The organism is Dyadobacter psychrophilus, assembly GCF_900167945.1.
Lineage (GTDB): Bacteria > Bacteroidota > Bacteroidia > Cytophagales > Spirosomataceae > Dyadobacter > Dyadobacter psychrophilus.
Genome location: NZ_FUZA01000007.1, coordinates 316,796 through 332,759 on the forward strand (window position 1 = coordinate 316,796; position 15,964 = coordinate 332,759).

At 45.4% G+C, this 15,964-nt stretch carries 13 protein-coding genes and 1 tRNA gene; 7 read left to right on the forward strand and 7 right to left on the reverse strand.

Translation table 11 applies throughout. The features are described from left to right. The first annotated feature begins 271 nt into the window (after positions 1 to 271). Entirely contained in the window at positions 272 to 1,186 is a 915-nt protein-coding gene (locus B5X68_RS23135; RefSeq protein WP_082217128.1) for a pirin family protein, read from the forward strand. A gap of 119 nt (positions 1,187 to 1,305) precedes the next feature. Here B5X68_RS23135 and B5X68_RS23140 read toward each other — a convergent pair whose 3' ends face one another. Together B5X68_RS23140 and B5X68_RS23145 are read right to left on the reverse strand one after the other, a co-directional pair. Beyond that, positions 1,306 to 2,127 carry an alpha/beta fold hydrolase gene (locus B5X68_RS23140; protein WP_082217129.1) on the reverse strand — a complete coding sequence of 274 codons (822 nt, stop codon included), beginning with the start codon at positions 2,125 to 2,127 and terminating at the stop codon, positions 1,306 to 1,308. Between the two features lie 134 nt (positions 2,128 to 2,261). After that, the gene (locus tag B5X68_RS23145; RefSeq protein ID WP_082217130.1) at positions 2,262 to 3,080 is read right to left on the reverse strand and encodes an HAEPLYID family protein; all 819 of its coding nucleotides are present in this window, start codon (positions 3,078 to 3,080) and stop codon (positions 2,262 to 2,264) included. 192 nt (positions 3,081 to 3,272) lie between these two features. Between B5X68_RS23145 and B5X68_RS23150 the strand changes: the two genes are divergently transcribed. Next, positions 3,273 to 4,625: a hypothetical protein gene (locus B5X68_RS23150; protein ID WP_082217131.1), complete on the forward strand. Its 1,353-nt coding sequence runs from the start codon at positions 3,273 to 3,275 to the stop codon at positions 4,623 to 4,625. Between the two features lie 122 nt (positions 4,626 to 4,747). Here B5X68_RS23150 and B5X68_RS23155 read toward each other — a convergent pair whose 3' ends face one another. Next, entirely contained in the window at positions 4,748 to 6,322 is a 1,575-nt protein-coding gene (locus B5X68_RS23155) for a M12 family metallopeptidase (protein WP_170916712.1), read from the reverse strand. Positions 6,323 to 6,756: 434 nt separating this feature from the next. Between B5X68_RS23155 and B5X68_RS23160 the strand changes: the two genes are divergently transcribed. From B5X68_RS23160 to B5X68_RS23180, 4 genes are all read left to right on the forward strand, one after another. Further along, the gene (locus B5X68_RS23160) at positions 6,757 to 7,662 is read left to right on the forward strand and encodes an alpha/beta fold hydrolase (RefSeq protein ID WP_082217133.1); all 906 of its coding nucleotides are present in this window, start codon (positions 6,757 to 6,759) and stop codon (positions 7,660 to 7,662) included. 95 nt (positions 7,663 to 7,757) lie between these two features. After that, a complete protein-coding gene (locus B5X68_RS23165) occupies positions 7,758 to 8,606 on the forward strand; it encodes a helix-turn-helix domain-containing protein (RefSeq protein ID WP_082217135.1) in 849 nt (282 codons plus the stop codon). A gap of 268 nt (positions 8,607 to 8,874) precedes the next feature. After that, positions 8,875 to 9,789 (forward strand): LysR substrate-binding domain-containing protein, encoded by a 915-nt coding sequence (locus B5X68_RS23175; RefSeq protein ID WP_229208535.1) that lies wholly within the window; start codon positions 8,875 to 8,877, stop codon positions 9,787 to 9,789. A 69-nt stretch (positions 9,790 to 9,858) separates the two neighbouring features. Beyond that, positions 9,859 to 11,052, forward strand: coding sequence for a threonine synthase (locus B5X68_RS23180; protein WP_082217137.1), 1,194 nt, complete (start codon positions 9,859 to 9,861; stop codon positions 11,050 to 11,052). A gap of 99 nt (positions 11,053 to 11,151) precedes the next feature. Here B5X68_RS23180 and B5X68_RS23185 read toward each other — a convergent pair whose 3' ends face one another. The 4 genes from B5X68_RS23185 to B5X68_RS23205 all read right to left on the reverse strand — a co-directional run bounded on the left by B5X68_RS23185 (position 11,152) and on the right by B5X68_RS23205 (position 14,288). Beyond that, complete coding sequence (locus B5X68_RS23185; protein ID WP_082217138.1) at positions 11,152 to 12,021, reverse strand: alpha/beta hydrolase; 870 nt, start codon at positions 12,019 to 12,021, stop codon at positions 11,152 to 11,154. Between the two features lie 625 nt (positions 12,022 to 12,646). Beyond that, positions 12,647 to 12,720: transfer RNA gene (locus B5X68_RS23195), tRNA-Arg, on the reverse strand. Between the two features lie 130 nt (positions 12,721 to 12,850). Continuing rightward, positions 12,851 to 13,630 carry an enoyl-CoA hydratase/isomerase family protein gene (locus B5X68_RS23200; protein ID WP_082217140.1) on the reverse strand — a complete coding sequence of 260 codons (780 nt, stop codon included), beginning with the start codon at positions 13,628 to 13,630 and terminating at the stop codon, positions 12,851 to 12,853. Positions 13,631 to 13,649: 19 nt separating this feature from the next. Further along, complete coding sequence (locus B5X68_RS23205; RefSeq protein ID WP_082217141.1) at positions 13,650 to 14,288, reverse strand: hypothetical protein; 639 nt, start codon at positions 14,286 to 14,288, stop codon at positions 13,650 to 13,652. A 194-nt stretch (positions 14,289 to 14,482) separates the two neighbouring features. On the opposite strand from B5X68_RS23205, the gene asnS reads away from it, so the two are divergent. Then, a complete protein-coding gene (asnS, locus tag B5X68_RS23210; RefSeq protein ID WP_082217142.1) occupies positions 14,483 to 15,919 on the forward strand; it encodes an asparagine--tRNA ligase in 1,437 nt (478 codons plus the stop codon). Positions 15,920 to 15,964: the final 45 nt, after the last annotated feature.

The following is a 15,964-nucleotide window of genomic DNA, read 5'->3' on the forward strand; positions in this document are numbered from 1 at the left end:
TGACGTTTAGTTTGACTATATGCAGCTGTGGAGATGAATGTTCCAAGCAATAATGTGTAAGTTATAGATTTCCTGAAGTGTATCATTGCGTTACGATTTTTGTGCCATTAATAAGACAAAGGTCGCCCAACCTGCCTGCACCGGTTTTATACAGATTACAGAAATATTTACCAGTTTTACTGATTATGATTATTATATAGAATCACCCTAGCCGACGATGCTATATTTGGCCAGGAAATACTAAGCGTCGACAGCAGAAATCTTTATTTTTATGCTTGATATAGTTATAGAATCCAGAAAAGCCGAAATCGTCCCCGGTTTTGAAGTAAAACGCATTCTTCCCTACCAATTAAGGAGAATGGTTGGGCCATTCATATTTATGGACCATGGCGGACCGGTAAGTATTCCCACGCCGACAGCAACTAATCTTGATGTGCTGCCACATCCGCACATTGGTCTTTCAACGGTAAGTTATTTGTTTAGCGGCAATGTTACCCATCGGGATAGCCTTGGCGTTGAGCAGATTATAAAGCCAGGGGAAGTCAATTGGATGACAGCCGGAAAAGGCATAGCACATAGTGAACGTTTTGAAGATCCTGCCATGCTTGCTGGCGGTGAATTGGAACTGATACAAACCTGGGTTGCCCTGCCAGAAAAAGACGAAGAATCTGATCCGTCTTTTAAAAACTATACGCCGGAACAATTGCCGATATTTACCGAGAAAGGCATATGGATGCGATTGATCGCAGGCGAAGCGTACGGACTGAAAAACAATGTCAGCACCAGTTCCCCAATGTTTTATCTGCATGTGGTTCTTGATCAGGGAGCTCGGTTTGGCCTTCCCGGTGGACATAGCGAGCGGGGTGTTTACATTGTTAAAGGCACTATTGAAGTAAACGGTATCAATTATACGGCAGGCAAATTATTGGTTTTCTCAAAAGGCGTAGACCCTTTGCTTATTGCCAAAGAATCCGCAACGCTGATGCTGCTGGGTGGCGAGCATTTAGGAGAGCGTTACATCTGGTGGAACTTCGTTTCCAGCCGCAAAGAAAGGATTGAACAAGCCAAAGAAGACTGGAAACAGGGACGCATTATATTACCTCCGACAGATAACGAGGAATTTGTCCCGCTTCCAAAGGACAACTCGCGACCGGCAGGCGGACCGCCTCCGGAAGCACTTTCCTAGTGTCCGGTTCAGTATTACATGATAATTTTAGATTCCAGTAAAACCACCGGGCAGAAATCATTCCGCCCGGTGGTTTTACTATGCTTTGGCAGCTATGCCGATGGCAGACAACATTAACACTATTCTTGAATAAACGCCAAAATATCCTTGTTAATGGTGTCAGCTTCCGTGGTTGGCATGCCGTGCGGGAAACCTGGATAAGTGATTAGCTTACCATTTTTCAAAAGCTTAATCGCTTTCAATGCAGTAATTTGATAAGGCACAATCTGGTCGTCTTCGCCGTGGAGCACCAGCACAGGAACGTCAACGCTGCTGAGATCCTCAGTAAAGTCCGTTGCAGAAAATGCTTTTATGCATTCGTAATGCGCAAGTATGCTGCCCATCATTCCCTGCCGCCACCAGTTGTCGCGAACTCCTTGTTTTTCAACAGCGCCTTCGCGGTTGTAACCGTAAAAAGCTTCCGAGAAGTCCTTGAAATACTGCGGTCTTTGTGTGGCAGTCAACAAACGGATTTCGTCAAAAACACCCACAGGCACACCGTCGGGGTTGTTTTCTGTCTGCACCATAATCGGCGTTACGGCACTTACCAGCACGGCTTTCGCTACCCTGCCATTCCCGTGCTTGTTCACATAATGTATCACTTCACCACCTCCGGTAGAATGACCGATATGTATGGCATCTTTCAGATCCAGGTGCGTTACGAGCTCGGCTACATCCGCAGCGTATGTATCCATCTCATGACCCTGATAGGTTTGGGAAGAACGTCCATGTCCCCGCCGGTCGTGGGCAATGACCCGGAAACCTTTTTGGAGAAAAAACATCATTTGATTATCCCAGTCATCACCGGAAAGCGGCCATCCGTGGTGAAAGACGATAGGCTGCCCGGTGCCCCAGTCTTTGTAGAACAATGTGGCTCCATCTCTTAATGTCAAAGTGCTCATGATTTTGTTTTTTTAAGTGAAAATCGTCCTGGCAATAACGTAAGATTCGGACTGCTTTTCAAAAACCAAACATCAATCTTGTATTAATTTCAATGGTTTCCAGTGTAATTTGCGCGTATGGCTGCGGAAAAAGCTTACCGTTTCGGCTCGAATATGATCCTGGCCATGAAGCTCATGCCATCATGCCGGAAGTTGGTGGGAATGCCTGTGACAAGGCCCAGTGCAAGATTGGAGGCGAGGATCAGTTTCACTTGCGGACGGATCACGGTGTGACGGACTTCGTTAGAAAACTCGTCATTCACTTCAACACCCACAAAGTTCCCGCTCGGAAGTACGTAATGCATACTCGCATTGACCTGGTAAAACAATTCATTTTTAGATTCTTCGGGCGTAAATTCCCATTCCGGGCCAGTGTAGATCATGGTGTTGATCCGGCTTCCCCATTTTTTGGCAACGATCAGAAACGGGCTGATCGAATTGCCTTTCAGCATGCCCCTGCCGTGGTTAATAGAGTAAAATGAATGGGCGCGAAATTCATGCATATAACCTGCAGCCATCGACATTTGCTGCTTTTCAGATACCAAGAATGTATATTGGGCAGCCAGTTTCAAGCCCTCTACCCTGTTGCGCGGAAGCTCAGCCCCTTCCTGAACGTGGGCCGGCCTGTAAAAAGCAAACGGAACTTCCACTTCCAGACCAAGCCGGTTCACAGGTGAAAATTCGTATTCAACAAACGAATGGTTGATCGTGTAATCCTTATGTCCTTCAACGCCATACCCGACATTCCATTCCTTCTCCCCTTTTCGCGCGCCCAAATCGCGGATCAGATCCATATAAAGCGGCTCTGCATGGCGAATTTTCACCGGTTTCGGTTTTTGAATGGAATCAATCTGTGCCATAGCCGACAACATTGTCGCGGTAAATAATAGTGTAATGATGATAATGTGTTTCATGCTTCAACTTGTTTTTAATACAATGTTAAAGGCCAAAACCGGAAGGAATTGGGAATGAAATCCCGGCATGCTTTCCGGAATAAAGTTGGTTGCACTTGAATTTATCATTATCAAAACAAATATTTGGATTTCACGTAGTATTAAGTTTACTTCGACATATTATGTCACCGCTTGCTTATTCCTCTATCTGCTATGAAAAAAATGGTTTACCTGTTCGTCATGTCGATTGGACTTTTAATCAGCTGTGACAAAGATTCCAGGATATTACAAGTAGCTCCCAAGCCTGACCCCATTCCGGAAGGAAAAATGTTAGCAGCGACAGAATTGCTGCGAGGTGTGAAGGTTGCCGGAGCCGAAAAAATCACCTTCGATTCGCTGCATAATGCTTACATGGTGAGCTTTCCGCAAACTTATGACGCGCAGCTGGCGGAAGTGACACTGTCCCTGAAGCCGGGCGTGCAAGTACTGTATGATGCGAACGAGCCAACGCCTGACAGCACGATCAGCTATAAATTTCAGCGCACATCACCTCTGTCTTTCCAGTTACAAAAGGCAAATAATGATTTCTCTATCCCGAGTATCTACTTCAATTATTCCGGGACGCCTAAAATCGAATTGCTGCAGAAAGAAATTGCTGTTAATGCGGCCGGCATTAAGCTTCCTTTCAGATTCGATGTGAAGCAAGGCAGTTCACCTGCTTCCTATGATTTCGATGGCCCGTTTGTTAAAATTACCAACAGCAAAACCGGCCTGACCGAGGAAGCTCATTTGTATTTGGAAGATCCGAATGTTTATCTTGCCAACGCTGCGGCACTGGCGACCGGCGAGCCACTAAGCTTTGAATTCAGGTTTTTTAATCAAAATCCCGTTGCTTTCGAGGGAATCAGATTCACGAGGGACACGCCGATCGTCGGTAATTTCAGTTACTACCCATTTCAATATGAACGGCAAGATACCATCAAAGCGTCTGGCGGGTTTTTCCTGCCCACACAAAAATACACAGTGGCCTTTTCAAATGCTTCCATGCCGGTTCCCGCAACATTTCCGGTCCGTGTAAATGATAACCAGTTGTTGACCCTTGATAAAATCCCTGCCAACCTGCCGGACGGCTCCTATCTGCTGTCTTATTTTGAAAATGATAAATTGCTGGGAAAAGCGTCTTTTGAACTGGCCAGGAAAGAAACAAAAAGTCTGGAATCTATTTGGAAGGGCGACCTGAACCTCAGCCCGGACCGTAATGTTGAACAGCTGTCGGTGAGCAAAGGTGACGAGTTTTATGTAAAGCCAACACCACTGATGTTCACTACGCCGAGGGTACCTTTTGAGGCAGACCATCTTCCCCGGCTTCGTCTCAAATCAGCTGAAAAAACCTTCATTCTAGTTCCGGAAGTCGCCATTTATAGTTGGGCGATGGCTGGTGTAAGTTTTGCGCTTGGCAAATACACAGTCCCGGCCGATCTGCCATCAGGCGAATACATGATCACCGGCATTTATCCGGACAAAACCGAGACAAAGCCATATTGGTCGAGCCTCAGAGTAAAATAAAAGCCGCTCCTCATATCGAGAAGCGGCTTCGCCTCGCCTTATCGTGCAAATACGGACCTGGTTCCGTTTTCCGAGTGCTTTTGCGCTGACCCGGTTCTGTGGCAGCTTGTGTAATATTGAACTTAATCCTCCGCACCAACCGCAGTTAAGTGCTTCATGGTAGGCCAGTTGTTTGAGATTGTCTTTCTTTCTCCCCATTCACCTACGCTGTTCAAGTTACCTCCGTCAACGACAAGCAGATTTTTGGTATTGGCGGTCAGTTGCGCGTCGGCGGCATAAGTGCCATTCCCGTGCTGCATAATCGCGCCGGAATTCGAATCCATTTTCCACAGTTTTCCGTTTTTCAGGATATAAAGTTTGTCATTAAATGGCACCATCTCGGTAACGCCCTGGTAACCTTTACCCATGGAAACGAAATTTTGTCCGTCCATAGAAATCCGGAAAAGTGTATCTCCATTGACAATGAACAGGAATCCGTAGCAGTAAGACAAAGCCGTTCCTGGCAGCCAGTATTGTCCCGGGAATTTTATGCCTACACCATTGGCAGGGTTGTAACTATACAAATAGCCGTTTTGAAGAAAATAGACCTTCTTTTGCGCATACACCATACTTTTTATGCCCGAAATACCCGTGATCGTTTCAGTTCTTGAACCCGTCAGTTTATTCACGGCCCAAATGGTGTTGTTATGAGCAATGTACAGCGTGTTCGGCGTTGCGCACATGGCTTCAGCATTTTCCCAGTAAAGCGAGCAAGTGGCCCTTTTGCCTTTCAGCGCATCGCCGGCATATAGGCTGCCGCTCAGTGCATAGACATTGCCATACATGATTGTGATTCCATACGTGTCTTCGTTGCTCAGCTTTTCGCGCTGTACCGTAAACGTAGTACCGGGCAGCAACGTCATTACAGGCAGTCCGTTTTTGGAATATGCATAGGAATCGAGCATCATAATGGACTTCATATCCATATACATATACTGAAATCCTTGATAGCCTTGCGCCTGATAGGTAGACATGTTGATAAGGTCTGCTTCGGAAACGTTGTTGAGATTGATCTTGATACTGTTGAGGCGGTCTGGGCGGGTATGTTCGTGGAACAAACCTACCGTATGCCCGATTTCATGCAATATGGCCCCTTTCGTCGCGAAAATTGGCAAGGTAATGAATTGCTGTCCTCCCACACGGCCAATGGAAGAAGAGTAGCCGCGGCCGTGCTTAAATGTTACATAATTGATCCGGATGCCCGCATAAATACCTTCGGGATTTTGCAGCAACACAAACCTGATCGGTGTCGATGCTTCAAATTCGGCGATTGCAGCCATAATTGCATCCTTATTGGTAATGGACGGATCGATCGTATAATTGATCGTCGCATTGCTCCATAGCTCGGGTTTGTTTGACAGTCCAGTTGCCTCCGTGCGTGCATTGGCGCCTGCGAGCTGTTCGGGCGAGAGGATAATGTCTCCCTGGAACACTGCCTTTCCGTCGATCTCGGAGTAAGTGATCTCACTGCCAAAAAGTGTACCTTTTTTTAATGTTCCGACTTCTCCCGGGTAGGCAGTTTCAGGTTCGGTGCGGCTTGTCGCTTTTTCAGAAATGGTAACAACCTCATTTTCCGGCTCCATTTCCCGGCAGGACGTCATGTAAAGCATTGCGCCTAGCAGCAGGCTTGTTTGGGTAAATAGATGAATTGGTTTCATAATTGCAGCGATTTTATGATTTATACATTGGTCGAATGCGGTGTGCATTGGATGATCAAATGTAGATCGGGAGTAGCGCTGCTGCCGCTGATAATCGATGAAGGGAAGGTGAAAATCGCTGAATGCACATGTCGCATTTCATTCCTAAGTAATTATCGCACATATTGCAAAAAGCTGTACACTCAGTCTTAGCTGCTTACCGCACCGGCACCGAATACGTGATCGACGGCGCACAATTCCGACAACATAGCAATTGAAGCAACTTTCAACCTTCTACACGAAACAATTTCTCAGGTCGGGAAAAATGTACAAGCCGCATTGACTTTTATCCATTCTTCTGCGCTGTTTTCCGTGCCAACTTTGCAATGTCAAAAAACAACGACAATCAGCTAGCGGTTAGTTGATTAACTCAAAAATACAACCTTACTACTATAATGAAAACCATTGCACTGACCATCGGATTCATATTAATGTTTATCCAAAGCCAACTCCTGTTTGCACAAACGCGCAAGCCGTCATCCGCAGGAAGAGAAGAATACATTGAAGTTGAAAAAAATGTTAAACTGCACGTTATTGACCTTGGCGAAGGTAAGCCCGTTGTCCTCATCCACGGATGGCCGCTCAACAATGAAATGTATGAATATCAATATCAGTATCTGGTTGAAAAAGGTTTCAGGGTGATCGGCATTTCGCTTCGCGGTTTTGGAAAATCTGACAGACCTTACGGAAAATATGATTTCGACACATTCTCAGACGATATTAAAGTGATTTTGGAAAAACTGAAAATCGAGAACGCAACGCTGGGGGGCTTTTCAATGGGCAGCGCCGTGGTACTTCACTACGTGACTAAATATAACGGAGCGCATATTGCCAAACTGGCGGTCTTCGGCGCCACCGGCCCATCATGGAAACAACGCGAAGGTTATCCTTACGGCATTACCGACCAAGGCGCAGCCGATTTGATCAAACAGACCAAAACCAATCGGGAGCAACTGGTGGCAGGTTTCGGAAAAGCTTTTGAGGGACAAGAAGGCGGACTTTCATCTGAATCCATTAAATGGCTGGAAAACATTAACCTGAATGCTTCACCTTATGCAACTACACAAGCAATTTCTGCATTGCGGGATCTGGATCTGCGTCCCGAGCTGGCAAAAATCAAAATGCCCGTCGCCATATTCCATGGCGTAAATGATAAGTTATGTGATTTCTCACAGGCTGAGCAGCTGAACAAAGCAATTGAAGGTTCATATATCGTGAAATTTGAAAAAGGCGGACATGGGTTATTCATTGAAGAAATGGATAAATTTAACTCCGAACTGGAAAAGTTTGCCGCGAAGTAACCAGCCTATTGTCCCTGTGGAGCTGCCAACCGCTTCGCAGGGACTTTTTTCCATATTAAAACAAAAGATATTAACCTTCCCAAGCGTATATAGCCATGAGTACGACGGTTTTCAACAATAATTCAAAGACATTGGGATTACTGCATGTAAGTAAAGCGCAGACAGACGTCATCAACGGACCCGATTACAAGCAATACATTAAGATCCTTTATTTGCCAGCCGGCTATAAAATCCGGGTAGATTTTGCCTGTTACGAAACGCAGCAGCCGACCCTTTTCTTTATCAGTCCTAATCAATATCTGGAACTGGAAAAAGCTGGCGAGGAAAGCGGTTATTTTATTTTTTACAACCGAGATTTTTATTGCATTCAAATTCACGATCAGGAAGTTGCGTGCGATGGGCTACTTTTTAACAACATCCGGAACATGCCCAAAGTCGAGGCTTCGGAAGAAGAAATCGCTTTTTTAGGAGGAATATTTAAAGAAATGATCCAGGAGTTTCAACTAAAAGATAGCTCGCTGGAAGAAATGGTAAGGACCTATCTCAAACAACTACTAATCCGCGCAACCCGCTCATGGAAAAGGCAGCATTTGGACAATGCAGTGACCGAACAGCAAAGCGATCTCGAATTTTTCCGCAAGTTTACCCGACTGGTGGAAGAGCATTATAAATCAAAACATACCGTCGCCGACTACGCGGATTTTCTCTGCATGGCGCCAAAAACGATTACACATAAGTTTAACCGTCTGCGGTTGCCACAACCCAATGAGGTGATCAAAAACCGGATTATTTTAGAAGCAAAACGACTGCTCGTTCACACATCGCTTACGGCAAAAGAAATTGCCTACGACCTTGGTTACAATGATCCGGCTTATTTTAGCAGGTTATTTCAAACTAAAACGGGTGAGTCACCGTCGGGCTTCCGGGCGAACTTCTTGGGGTAAGGGATTTTGAAAGTGAATGACTTAATGTTGTCAAAAAAATTGAAACCAGTCCGCAGAAAGAAGTAACGATTATTTATGGTTCCCTCTTTAAGTAAGAATTCGTCTTTGGCAAAGCGGAGCTCTTCGAAATACTCAACGACTTGGTCCAAAATGGGTGCACCTTCGGTAAGGAAAAATAAATACATCAATGGTATGTTTTTTCTTTACCGATAAAAAATTTCCTAATTGCCGCTTTTCGGGTGATCAATTAAAAGCCGGCTCGCCGGCCATGGATATGTTATCGTTTCGGCATGAGGTCTTTTTTGAAGTGGCTAGTTTGCTCAGTTTTACGAAGGCAGGCCAGGTTCTTAATCTAAGCCAGCCCGCCATCAGCAAGCATATCAAAGCGTTGGAAGACAATTATAAGACAAGTCTTTTTGAACGCTTTGGGAATGGTATCAGGCTGACAGACGCGGGCAGAATCCTGTTTACTCATTTGCGGGAGGCAAGTGCGATCAAGAACAGGCTGGAATTTGAATTAAGTACGAATGTTGATGAATTTAATGCAAAAGGGGAGCTCCGGCTTGGGGCAAGCACGACTGTCACACTTTATATCATCCCGGAAATTCTCTCGGCATTCCGGCGCCAATATCCGAATGTCCGCATTTCACTGATGAACCGGAATTCGGAAAATGTACTGGCCGCACTTGGAAATAATGTGATTGACTTAGGGATCATTGAGGGCCAAACCAAAACCACTTCCGCAAATTATCGTTATTTTCTGTCCGATGAAGTGATCCTGGTATGTTCTCCAAAAAGTGAGCTATGGCTGCGTGAGTCAATTAGCCTTGATGAGCTCAGAAATTATCCGGTGGCCCTCCGGGAGCGGGGATCTGGCACATTGGCGTCAATAAAATCTGCGTTAGAAAGCAAAAAATTCAAGATTTCCGATCTTAATAGCAACATTTCCCTGGGAGGCACCGAAGCATTAAAGAACTTTCTGCTCGTGGATGACTGCCTTGGCTTCTTGCCGCTGCGGTCAGTTCAGAAAGAGCTTGCTGCGGGAACACTGAAGCAGGTTTTTGTTGAGAGCCTGCAAATCAAAAGGCGTTTCTATTTCATCCAGCGGCACGGGACGGAGAACAATCCGTTTGCGCAGGCTTTTGTCCGTTTTGCATTGCAAGCTCATAACATCACGTTATAGGCTATATAAAAATAGCATTGGCGTCGTTATAATGAACATTTTACTTTTGTTCATCAACTGATAAAAGTCATGATTAAAACAGACCTTCTCTCTTCCCATATCACCCATTTAGAATGCGCATTTAGTAAAAAGCAATTCAGCCACCTGGAGATCCAAACCTTCTGCAGCAATGAGCAGGAAGGATGGCAAGCCCCGCTTTATGCAAAATATGGGTCATTGAAAGATGTTCATAAAGGTGTTTTGCGGAATCGGGTTGCTTCCTTATGGCGGTATTTTGAGTTTTTACCAATAATCAATCCCGAAAATGTCGTGAGCCTGGGAGAGGGAATGAGCCCTCTGTTAGCGCTGGATAACCTTGCCCGGGAACATAACATACCAAATTTGCATCTGAAGGATGAGTCACTAAACCCCACCGGATCATTTAAAGCCAGAGGTCAGTCTGTTGCTGTTTCCAAAATGAAGGAGTTGGGGATTAAACGTTGCATTGTCCCGACGGCTGGAAACGCTGGTGGTGCGCTGGCGGCCTATTGTGCGAAAGCAAACATTGAGGTGACGGTCGTAATGCCTTCGCACACGCCCGAGATTTTCAAGCAGGAATGCCGTTATTTTGGTGCCAACCTGGTTTTGGTAGATGGGCTGATCAACGATTGCGGACGGGTCGTTGCGGAAATGAAAATGAAAGAGGATTATTTCGATGTGTCGACCATGAAGGAGCCCTATCGACTGGAAGGCAAGAAAACGATGGGCTTTGAAATTGCCGAGCAAATGAACTGGGAATTACCCGACGTCATTTTCTATCCGACCGGGGGCGGAACCGGCCTGATCGGCATCTGGAAGGCTTTTCATGAAATGCTCGAAGCCGGCTGGATCGCAGGTCCTTTACCAAAAATGATTGCAGTGCAAACAGAGAACTGCGAGCCGATGGTCAGGTCATTCGAGGGAACGCAGGTTAATGCCTCAGGTTATCAAGCCAAACCGTCGATTGCTAATGGACTGGCCGTTCCATTTCCGTTCGCAGAACGTCAAATCATGCAGGTTTTACATGAATCCGAAGGTTACGCACTTTCGGTTACAGAAGGAGAGCTGATGGAAGGTGTCAGGTCATTTGCAAGAAATGAGGGTTTGTTCGTCGCCCCGGAAGGAGGTGCGCTGCTGCCGGCCGCATTAAAGGCCATTGAAAAGAAATGGATTCATGCCAGCGACAAAATCTTGCTCCTTAATACCGGAAGCGGATATAAATACGCAGAGAACTTTCCCGAATAGTTCGTAAGGTTATTTCAGTGTAATACATTCGTCTGTTTGTGGATACATATGATAAATGCAACACTTTCGTCGCAAAAATCGAGGAGTCTATAAGAATCCCTAGCGATGCTTTTCCCAGTCTTTAAAAATGTAGCGCAGGGCATCGAAATAAGCCACAATAGGTTCGGTCATGTGGGTTTCGGTGGGGTAATGTTTATAGAGATAATCAAATCCTTTCAGCTTTTTCTTAGCAATTGTTGCATCTAGCTTCAACAAATTTTTATGAAAAAACGAATTACGCCCTCCTTCGTTTCCATCGCTGTAAAAAAATATTTTGTCTAAAGTTGAACCGCTTTTTAGTTTTTCTTCGGTCATTCTCAACACATACTCTCTGTCCCACCAAAGAGATGGGCTTACGGCAATATACGCATCAAATAGATCAGGATGAGTGAGCAGACAGTTTAGAGCTGAAAGGCCCCCAAAGGAATGCCCGGCAAATATTTTGTAGGGCGCTGTTTTATAATTTTTGTCGATCATTGGTATCAATTCGGCCTCGATGAATTGCAAAAATTTTTCGTTCCCGCCACTGCCTTTATATGAACTACTGTCAGGTTTCCCCTCGTAGTTAAGTAAGCTGCTGGTTGGGGTAAGGTCTCTGGTTCGTTTTGTATTTGGGATGCCGACTATGATTGCCTTCGGCATTGCCAAAACATCGGGCCGACTCAGGTAATCGACATACTCGGCCAGCAGTGCAAAATGATTGTCCCCATCCATTACGTAGACTACGGGAAATCGTTTGTTTACATCGGCGGAGTCAACTTTTGGGCAATGCACATACACCTTGCGCTCTTCGTTTAGAAGCCTGGAGTGAATCGTCATCACCTCACTTGGTGTTGATGTATACGCCTGCGTATTCTGAGAGTGTGCCTGAAAAGCAACAACTAAAAAAAGAGTCGTCAGCCATCGAAAGGGATAAGCAAGCAATTGCATTTAATAGTTTAGTTATTTGTTCCTCAGCTAAAATCTTCAGGATCCTTGATTATCCGTAACCCCTCAGGCCGAACCGTCTCCTACCTGTCTTCGCTTACTCAGCGGTAAGATTAGGTTATTTGTAGGTCAATCGTTTGCTTTAGTATCTTCTTTCTTTTCGGCTTTATCGCAGCGGCAATCATATTTTCGAAGGTCCCCCTCAATTCAAAGGGCTCTAAGTGAAAATCAGAAAGGATAATATAGATATCTTTGCTTATCTTCTTGTCTTGGCTAGCGCCGTTATCTGAAAAGCTCAATTTGTTCATGAGACTAGCTCTTAGTATAAATGATTCTCCTGCCACCGAATCTACCTACAAAGTAAAATGGGTAAAATATAATGACCAATGTCCAACGAATCAGCTTTTCCATACTAATGACTTTCTTTATAGCAATATAATAAAATCGCTTATCTCTGAAAAATTAAAAAGAAATGATAATTAATGGTATGACTACGCCATTCTGCGCAGTGAGAATTAAAGGCAAATTATGGGCACTTATAGTAGTCGATAAGGCCAGTTGTGTGTAATCTATGTGCACCAAAGAAAAAAGCACCTAGCAAATTAATGCTAAGTGCTTGATTTTCAAGTGGTCACGTAGGGATTCGAACCCCAAACCTCCTGATCCGTAGTCAGGTGCTCTATCCAATTGAGCTACGCAACCTTTTATGTTTTCGATTCTTTTCCGGTTATTAATGCTTAACCGTTTCTGAATTGGACTGCAAAGATAGGCAAAGCGGCCCTTTACAGCAAATGGTTAAAGTGAAAAAAGTTGAAAAAGTTTTGGTTTAATGCTAGCGGCCTTGAAAATCAGGGCCTTTCTTTTGAAGAAATGAGGCGATTCCTTCTTGCGCGTCATAGGTTTTGAATAATCGCTCCTGGTTTTCGAGCTCGTATTGCTGCATTTTGGCCAGGTCGGAATGGAATGATTCGTTCATGACGAGCTTCATGGCGCCTATTGCCTGGGTTGGGGCGTTGCGATAGTAAGCAGCGGTTTGCTCAATCGCTGCGTCCAGCTCTGTGGCCGGAACAGATCTGCTGATCAGGCCGATGCTCGCGGCTTCCGGGGCATAGACCTTCCTGCCGGTGGAAGCGATTTCGAAGGCGCGTGCCATGCCGACCAAACGGGGCAGGAAGAATGTGGCGCCTGCATCGGGCATCAGACCGATTTGTACAAAAAGCAGACTCAAATATGTGTCTTCGCGGGCGATGACAACATCGCAGGCCAGGGCGAGCGAACACCCTGCTCCTACTGCCAGACCATTGAGCCGGCAAATCACAGGTTTCGGAATGGTACGGATGGCCTGGATCATGGGGTTGTAATACTCCCGTAAAATCTCGTCTGCACCTTGGCCCGAGCTTGCGGTTTCCTTCAAATCCGCGCCGGAGCAAAATGCCTTGTCGCCCTCGCCGGTGATGATGAGCACGCGAACGGCGTCGTCGCTTTCGGCGGCCTTTACGGCGATGGTGATTTCGTTGATCAATGCGGGGCTTAATGCGTGATAAACCTGCGGCCTGTTGAGTGTGATCGTCGCAATGCCGTCGGTGTTTTCGAAAAGAAGGTGCTGGTACATTGCTGTGAAGTGTTTTTTGTCAAAAGAAGAAATAAACGGTCAGGCTACTCACGAACACGCCGCAAATGACGCCTACGAAAATTTGTGCGGGTGTGTGCGCATTCAGATGCAGCCTGGCACTGAGCAGCCAGCCCGCGATCAGAACAGTAAATATCAAAGGAATAAGCAATTGCACTTCATCGTGGCGGATGAGCAGGCCCGTGAGCATACCTATGGAGCCGCCTATGCCGGTTGCATGTGCGCTGATTTTCCAAAACAAACTCACAACAGTTACTATGAGGAGTGACACGGTGGCGCCTCCTAAAATGATCGAGATTTGCGGGGCAAGCTCACTAATGGGTTGCAGCTTCCAACCGAACAGGTAAGTAGCTAATCCATAAATGATTATACAAGCTACATAAGGCAATCTTCGCTCTGCCAAATCGTCCACATGCATCGTGCTGATAATGCCCATTCTTTGGAAATAATAAACAACCAATGTAGGCGCAATGAATGTGTTCAGGAACAAAAGCAGCAGCAAACTACCCAATGCCGGAAGTTCAAATGCGCTCACGCCGACCAGATCCGGCGAAATGATAAATAATAAGGCAAATAAATAAGTCGTCAGGATCAGTGGGTGAAATACAACTGATAATATGAGTGCGATTCGGTTGTTCAAGGGAGAATGTCTTTAATCGGAATAGTAAAGGACAAAATTACGCTGAAAACCAGTCTGCACAAGAGACAGTTCCCACAGAAAAGTAAGTTACGCGCTTGGAATAGGTTTTCGTAGGGTAATTTGTAATTTTGCCCCTCATTCGGAAAGCCGGATGCACAAGTATTCAGTAAATTAAGATTGACATTAATAAGAAAATGGGACCGCTGCAAATCAAAGAAATTTTACAGACTTCTCCTGAAAACCAATCCGTAACAGTAAAAGGATGGGTCAGGACAAAACGTGAGAGCAAAAACGCAATTTTCATTGCATTGAATGACGGTTCAACCATTCATAATATTCAGGCAGTAGCCGAGCCGGGCCAGTTTTCGGCTGAATTACTAAGCACCGTTACCACAGGCTCTTGCCTTAAAATAACAGGACAACTCGTTGAATCACAAGGATCTGGTCAGCTTGTTGAGGTAAAAATTGAAGACATCCTGGTCTATGGAACAGCTGATCCTGAGACTTTTCCTTTGCAGCCTAAAAAGCATTCATTGGAATTTTTGCGTGAAATAGCGCATTTACGCCCTCGTACGAACACATTCAGCGCAATCCTGCGCATTCGCCACGCATTGGCATTTGCGGTGCATCAATATTTCAATGACGGTGGATTTTTCTACTTGCATACGCCGGTTATTACGGCCTCGGATGCGGAAGGAGCCGGCGAAATGTTCCGGGTTACTACATTGGATCTCAATAAGTTGCCAAGAACAGAAGAAGGCGCAATTAACTTTAAAGAAGATTTCTTTGGTAGAGAGGCTAATTTGACGGTTTCCGGTCAGCTTGAAGGTGAGTTGGGTGCCATGGCGCTTTCCAAGATTTATACATTCGGACCAACATTCCGGGCCGAAAACTCGAATACAACGCGACATTTAGCCGAATTCTGGATGATTGAGCCTGAAATGGCGTTTTTCGAACTGGAAGACAATATGGATCTGGCTGAGGATTTTGTCAAAAAAGTAATCACTTATGCTTTAATCAACTGCAAAGACGATCTCAATTTCCTGCAAAACAGGTTGGCAGAAGAAGAAAAGAATAAGCCACAAAACGAGCGCTCGATCCCGCTTCTTGAAAAACTGAGTTTCGTAGTCGACAATCCTTTTGAGCGCCTGACTTACACGGAGGCCATTGAGATCTTATTGAAATCAAAACCGCATAAAGAAAAGAAATTCCAATATCCTGTGGGCTGGGGAATCGACCTTTCCAGCGAACATGAGCGTTATCTGGTTGAAAAACATTTCAAAAAGCCGGTTATCCTCACCAACTATCCGAAGGAGATCAAGTCGTTTTACATGAAACTTGACGAGGACGGAAAAACGGTGCGCGCAATGGACGTTTTGTTTCCGGGAATTGGCGAAATCATTGGTGGAAGCCAGCGTGAAGAGGATTATGAAAAACTTTTGGGCCGCGTGAAAGAAGTGGGCATTGATCCCGAAAACCTTTGGTGGTATCTGGAAACCCGCAAATTCGGAACCGCGCCGCATTCGGGCTTCGGACTTGGGTTTGAGCGTTTGGTGCTGTTTGTGACGGGTATGAGCAACATTCGGGATGTAATTCCTTTCCCACGCTATCCGAAGAGTGCAGAATTTTAAAAAAATATTTTTTCCAGCGTGACCTTTTTGAGATTTACCGTATCA